Origin of the sequence: Bacillus sp. JJ1521 (assembly GCF_036965165.1) — a bacterium.
GTDB lineage: Bacteria > Bacillota > Bacilli > Bacillales > Bacillaceae_L > Ferdinandcohnia.
In genome coordinates this window covers 1-4,245 of sequence record NZ_JBALOX010000154.1, presented here as the reverse complement: position 1 = coordinate 4,245, position 4,245 = coordinate 1, and the positions used below count along the sequence as shown (strand labels likewise).

3 protein-coding genes and 1 pseudogene are annotated in these 4,245 nt (G+C 35.3%); all 4 read right to left on the bottom strand.

The window, feature by feature from the left end:
* The coding region (gene clpX / locus V7147_RS19105) for an ATP-dependent protease ATP-binding subunit ClpX (protein WP_335369420.1) at window positions 1–1,036 on the bottom strand (1,036 nt) is incomplete at its 3' end.
* 354 nt (window positions 1,037–1,390) lie between these two features.
* Window positions 1,391–2,677 (bottom strand): trigger factor, encoded by a 1,287-nt coding sequence (gene tig, locus V7147_RS19100; RefSeq protein WP_335369419.1) that lies wholly within the window; start codon window positions 2,675–2,677, stop codon window positions 1,391–1,393.
* Between the two features lie 206 nt (window positions 2,678–2,883).
* Window positions 2,884–3,912, bottom strand: coding sequence for a tetratricopeptide repeat protein (locus V7147_RS19095; RefSeq protein ID WP_335369418.1), 1,029 nt, complete (start codon window positions 3,910–3,912; stop codon window positions 2,884–2,886).
* Window positions 3,913–4,046: 134 nt separating this feature from the next.
* Window positions 4,047–4,245: pseudogene (locus V7147_RS19090) on the bottom strand (3-isopropylmalate dehydratase small subunit); the annotation flags it as partial.

The window sequence follows — 4,245 nt, the reverse complement described above, 5'->3', positions numbered from 1 at the left end:
CTTCAAAATCTAATTCAACATCATCTAATTCAAGCATCTTTTGGAACTGCTTCACTAGAGCATTTTTTGGCTTTGTTAAAATATCAACTAATGCGTCCTCATCAAGCGGTTGAAGGCTTGCAATGACTGGAAGACGTCCGATAAATTCAGGAATTAATCCAAATCTTAATAAGTCTTCAGGTAATGATTTAGAAAGTAAAGATTTTTGGTCTAATTCTTCTTCCACAATGTTAGAACCAAATCCAATTACTTTTTTACCAAGACGACGCTTAATGATTTGTTCAATTCCATCAAATGCTCCACCACAAATAAATAAGATATTTGTCGTGTCAATTTGAATAAATTCTTGATGTGGATGCTTTCTTCCACCTTGTGGCGGCACACTTGCAACCGTTCCTTCAAGAATTTTTAAAAGTGCTTGTTGCACACCTTCACCAGAAACATCTCTTGTGATAGATGGGTTCTCCGATTTACGTGCTACTTTATCAATTTCATCGATATAAATGATGCCTTTTTCTGCTTTTTCTACATCATAATCAGCGGCTTGGATTAGCTTTAAAAGAATGTTTTCTACATCTTCTCCAACATATCCCGCTTCTGTTAAAGAGGTTGCATCCGCTATAGCAAATGGCACATTTAGAATACGAGCTAAGGTTTGAGCAAGTAATGTTTTACCACTTCCAGTTGGCCCTATCATACAAATATTACTCTTAGACAATTCAACATCATCAATTTTGCTGTTTGAATTGATACGCTTATAGTGGTTATACACAGCCACAGCTAAGGATTTCTTTGCTGAGTCTTGACCAATTACATATTCGTCTAAAATTTCTCTTATTTCTTTTGGTTTTGGTACATCTTTAAATTCAACTTCTTCTTCTGTACCTAATTCTTCTTCAACGATTTCAGTACATAGTTCGATACATTCATCGCATATATAAACGCCTGGTCCGGCAACTAACTTGCGAACCTGATCCTGCGTTTTACCACAAAAAGAACACTTAAGTTGCCCTTTTTCATCGTTAAATTTAAACATTATGTCACCCCTTATTGTTTCTTCTCTCTACAATAGCCCAATGTCTATTTACTTAGGCGTCTTGTTTGAACTTTGGCCCCATACCATCAGTTCGAAAATTTGTAATTCGTTATGTATTGCACATTGTACCATATTTCTTCTTCGGATAGGTAATAATAACTCTCTTGCTCATTATGTAAGTATGTTTGTTTGGAAAACGCCTAGTGAAACGTGTAAATTTCGCCCTCCTTTTAAGTGTTCCCAGTTTTATTAGATTAAAACTAATACCTAATGCTTATTGTATGTACTACTTCCATGTTTTGGGTATAAAACAAGGCACGATCATATCGCGCCTTGATATTCCCTTATTTAATATTATGCAACACTCTTGCTATTTTCTACAAGAAAATCGATTGCTTTTCTTATTCTTAAATCTTCTTTTACTCCATCTATGCCACCAAGCATTTGCGTAATTTGATCAGCAGATACTCCGTACATAGTAGACATATTTTCAAGCTCTGCATTAATTTCTTCTTCAGAAACCTCGATGTTTTCAGCCTTTGCAATTGCTTCTAATGTTAAGTTAACACGAACGCGCTTGCCAGCATCTTCTTTCATCTGTTCACGTAATGCATTCTCATCTTGACCAGAGAATTGGAAGTAAAGTTCAAGGTTCATACCTTGCATTTGTAAACGTTGTTCGAATTCACGAAGCATACGGTCTAACTCAGTATCAACCATAGCCTCTGGAATATCGATTTCTGCATTTTCAGATGCTTTTTCAATTAATTGATCTTTAAGGCTGTTTTCAGCGTCACTCTTCTTAGTCTCTTCTAAACGAGTTCTTGTTTTAGCTTTTAATTCATCTAAAGTTTCAACTTCATCGTCAACATCTTTTGCAAATTCATCATCTAATTCAGGAAGTTCTTTTCCTTTGATTTCATGAACTTTTACTTTAAATGTTGCTGGTTTACCTGCTAGATTTTCAGCATGGTATTCTTCAGGGAATGAAACTTCCACATCTTTTTCAGCTCCAGCAGCAATACCAACTAATTGCTCTTCGAAACCTGGAATAAATGAACCTGAACCAATTTCTAATGAATAGTTTTCAGCTTTTCCACCTTCGAACGCTTCTCCATCAACGAAACCTTCGAAATCAATTACAACAGTATCGCCATCTTCAACAGTACCTTCTTCTTTAACAACAAGTTCTGCATTGCGCTCTTGTAATTGCTTAATTTCTGCATCAACTTCTTCATCGGTAACAGTGTCGTCAAGTTTTTCAACTTCTAGACCTTTGTAGTCACCAAGCTTTACCTCTGGCTTAACAGTTACTTTTGCAGTGAAAATTACGTTTTTCCCTCTTTCGATTTCCTCTACGTCAACTTCTGGACGGTCAACTGGCTCAATTCCAGTTTCTTTAATTGCATTTTCATATGCTTCTGGAAGAATAATATCAATTGCATCTTGGTATAATGATTCAACACCAAAACGTTTTTCAAACATTCCACGAGGCATTTTACCTTTACGGAATCCAGGTACGTTAACTTGCTTCACTACCTTTTTAAATGCATCGTCAAGTCCTTTGTTAAATGTTTCAGCATCAACCTCAATTGTTAAGACACCTTGGTTTCCTTCTAATTTTTCCCACTTTGCGGACATAATTCTTTCCCTCCAACTATCTATTTACTAACTATTTTTTTCCGATATGTAAATTGGGTAACTATTACCATATGTCGGTAAACTAGCATTTTACAACCATTACATTATAACATAGAATAAGCACCTTTCAACATATAGAATCTGATTATATTGTTAGAAAGTTTACCCAACTACTCTATATTATAAAATGATTAACAGCGATTATTTTATTCAAAATATGAAAAACGCTCCACCTGTTCTAGTTTTTCAAGGGTATGTTTTAATTCAAACACACTTACACCATAGATTTGCTCAAGCGTTCGATTTTCAATTTCCATTCCATGTAGTTCAGAACTATATAAATGTAGAGCGGCTGCATACATGGATGGATCTTCTTCCTCCAATGTGAATGGATACAGAACAAATAGATGCTGAAGCCAAATCTCTTTTGCCGTTTCGAAAAGGGTAGGATTCTCATTTTCCAACTGCTCTTCTAAAATCGAAAGAACTTGAATTGTAAAAGGAGACATTGATGGGTCGACAAGATTTTTGGGGTTTACATTTATTGTCTCACCAAATTTCTCAACCTCTATATCAAGATCCACCTGATTTGTAACTAACAGCTGGATTATGATTGTTTTTACAATCGGATGTCTCTCAGGCATAGCTAAAAATGGAACAAGAAGATCAAGGTATTTTCGTATATTTAGCTCTTTCAAGGATTGAATAGTAGCAATTTGGTGTCCAATCATTCCTTCATTATATAAGACGTTTTGAAGCTGGTCCTTCACATCCTCATTCGAGTACTCTGCTTCGTTTTCTGCCATATCTCCAACAAGCATTCGTTTGCTAAGTTCGAGTAACTGGGATAGATTGTCCAAATACTCTGGAGGAGCTGCATCTTCTTCAAGCACTGCCTCAATCGTTGTTTTGACTTCATCATATTGCCCAAGCTGAATAAGAATGGTCACATAAATTTGCAGGATGTGAAAATAATCCCCGACATCCTCTCTTAACATAACTAAACAATTCTCTTTTGCTTGCTCTAATTCTCCCAATTCAAAAAGACAAATCACAATGCCTAGTTCTATTTCATGGTTACCTTTTTCAAGCTCCCCGGCTTGTTCCAATAATGTTAAAGCCTCACTAAATTTTTTATTCGATAATGCTTCAAGTCCTTTTTCCATCAATCTTTCTTTAAGCTTAGGAAAAGGAATAATTTTCTTTTGTTTCTTACCTTTTGGCTGTTTATCCATAGAGTTTTTCCAACCCCAAATTCGTTTTTCTACTTGAGTTATAAGTTTACCAATGAAAATATGAGAAAACAATAGGTTGTCCCACTAGATAAAAAAAAATGTAGACAAAGCCGGAAACGACTTTGTCTACATTTTTAATTCGCTGTTTTAAGTTCGTGTTCTTTAATTTGTTCCTCATAGTAAAGAGTTTTATCAATCTCGTCCCAACCATTGATAAGCATTTCCTTCCAATGTGAATCAATTGAGAATTCTGTTTTGAATCCTTTTGAATCGACAATTGTTTGTTCCTCTAAAGAAATTGTGCATTCAAAGTTAGCATCATTTGCTTCCTTT